The organism is Sphingomonas sp. 2378 (assembly GCF_038084995.1).
GTDB lineage: Bacteria > Pseudomonadota > Alphaproteobacteria > Sphingomonadales > Sphingomonadaceae > Sphingomonas.
Map to the genome: position 1 here is coordinate 1 of NZ_JAXCMJ010000098.1, position 1,845 is coordinate 1,845.

At 68.9% G+C, this 1,845-nt stretch carries 2 protein-coding genes; one reads left to right on the plus strand and one right to left on the minus strand.

Translation table 11 applies throughout. The features are described 5' to 3' along the window. Positions 1-81: 81 nt before the first annotated feature. On the minus strand, positions 82-582 hold the full coding sequence (locus SM191_RS19395) for an SH3 domain-containing protein (protein ID WP_341507636.1): 501 nt from the start codon (positions 580-582) through the stop codon (positions 82-84). Positions 583-705: 123 nt separating this feature from the next. Between SM191_RS19395 and SM191_RS19400 the strand changes: the two genes are divergently transcribed. Then, complete coding sequence (locus SM191_RS19400; protein ID WP_341507637.1) at positions 706-1,704, plus strand: 2-hydroxyacid dehydrogenase; 999 nt, start codon at positions 706-708, stop codon at positions 1,702-1,704. Positions 1,705-1,845: the final 141 nt, after the last annotated feature.

A 1,845-nucleotide genomic window follows, 5' to 3' on the forward strand; every position in this document is an offset into this window, starting at 1 on the left:
GGCAAGGAGTCTCACCGAGACCATCACCTGTGGCCTACCCTCCCCCATCCCCTCCCGCCTGCGGGAGGGGCGTGCCAAGAATTAAGGCACCACCTCTCCCGGCTCGACGCCCCAGATCGCCCCGACCGGTACGAACCCCGCCTGCCCCTTCACGTCCAGCCGACACCAGCCGCCATTGCATTCGCTGATCCGCCCGACCACGCCGGGGGCGGCGCGCCACAGCGTCTTGGCATTCTCAGTGGGGGCCGAGCGCATGGGCAGGGGATCGGTCCTGCGCACGATCGCGGTGCGGGTGTTGCGCAACAAGACCGCCAGCATCCACCCTTCCGTCCCGTCGGGATCCTGCACCTTGCGCCATTCCTTGAACGCCGCGACGATCTTCACCGGCAGGTCGGCCCGGCGATAGGTCCAGCTCGCCGGATAGGTGCGTGCCGGGCCGGTCCGCATCCGCGCCACCGACGCGCCGATCGAGCCATAATAGGGCATGGCACGCTTTTCGGTCGCGGCGGTCGCGGCGGGGGCGATCGGCCCCGCCGACAGCATCACCGACAGCAAAGCCAGCCCGATCATGGACCTGCGCATTCCGTTTCCCTTTTTCCGCCCGCTCTTCCTTTGGGCTCTACGCCGATGCGGGGGGCCGCTTCAACCTCTGGATGGCCGCATCGCCGGTTGACGGACCGCCGGGCATGCCGCAATCCGGTGACCATGGCCGATCCACGCCGCTGCCTGAACCCCAGGGTGGTCGTCACCCGCGAACTGCCCGATCCCATCATGGACCGGATGGCCGCGCTGTTCGACACGCGCCTCAATCGCGACGACGAGAAGATGAGCCAGGCCGCGCTATCCGCCGCCATGGCCGATTGCGACGTGCTGGTCCCGACCGTCACCGACGCGATCGACGCCGACCTGATCGCGGGCGCGGGGCCCCGGTTGAAACTGATCGCCAATTTCGGCGCGGGGGTGAACCATATCGACCTGAAAGCGGCCCGCGCGCGCGGCATCATCGTCACCAACACGCCCGGCGTCCTGACCGAGGATACCGCCGACATGACCATGGCGCTGATCCTGTCGGTGCCGCGCCGCTTGGCGGAGGGGGAAAAGCTGGTCCGCTCCGGCGCGTGGAAGGGGTGGAGCCCCGGCGGGATGCTGGGCCACCGGATCGGCGGCAAGGCACTGGGCATCGTCGGCATGGGCCGGATCGGCCAGGCGGTCGCGCGGCGCGCGCGCGCCTTCGGCCTGTCGATCCATTACCACAACCGCCGCCGCCTGCCCGCCAGTATCGAGGCGGAACTGGGCGCGCTATGGCATCCCGATCTCGACGCGATGCTGGGCGCGATCGATATTGTGTCGATCCACACGCCGCTCAACGCCGACAGCCACGACCTGATCGACCGCCGCCGCATCGCCCTGATGCGGCCCCACGTCTACCTGATCAACGCGAGCCGGGGCGGGATCGTCGACGAGGAGGCGATGGTCGACGCGCTGGAGAATGGGCGATTGGCGGGAGCGGGCCTCGACGTCTGGCGGCACGAGCCGGAGATCGACCCCCGCCTGCTGGCCCTGCCCAATGTGGTGCTGACCCCGCATATGGGATCGGCGACGCTGGAGGGCCGCATGGCCTCGGGCGAACGGGTCATCGCCAATATCCGAAGCTGGGCCGACGGCCACCGCCCACCGGACCAGGTGCTGGAGGGGTGGCTTTAGAACGTCATGGCCCATGCAGACGGAAGGCCGCTTCCGCCCAGAGCACGAAGCCGCTGCGCGGCAGTGGTGTTGGCGGTGAGGTAGCGCGCCTGCTTTGAGGTTTGTCCCTGCGGCATCGGAGGCAGACGATGGGGTTCCTTC

Excerpts from the sequence above, each read along its gene's own strand:
- SM191_RS19395 (WP_341507636.1), bottom strand. The coding sequence starts at position 582 with ATGCGCAGGTCCATGATCGGGCTGGCTTTGCTGTCGGTGATGCTGTCG.
- SM191_RS19400 (WP_341507637.1), top strand. The coding sequence starts at position 706 with ATGGCCGATCCACGCCGCTGCCTGAACCCCAGGGTGGTCGTCACCCGC.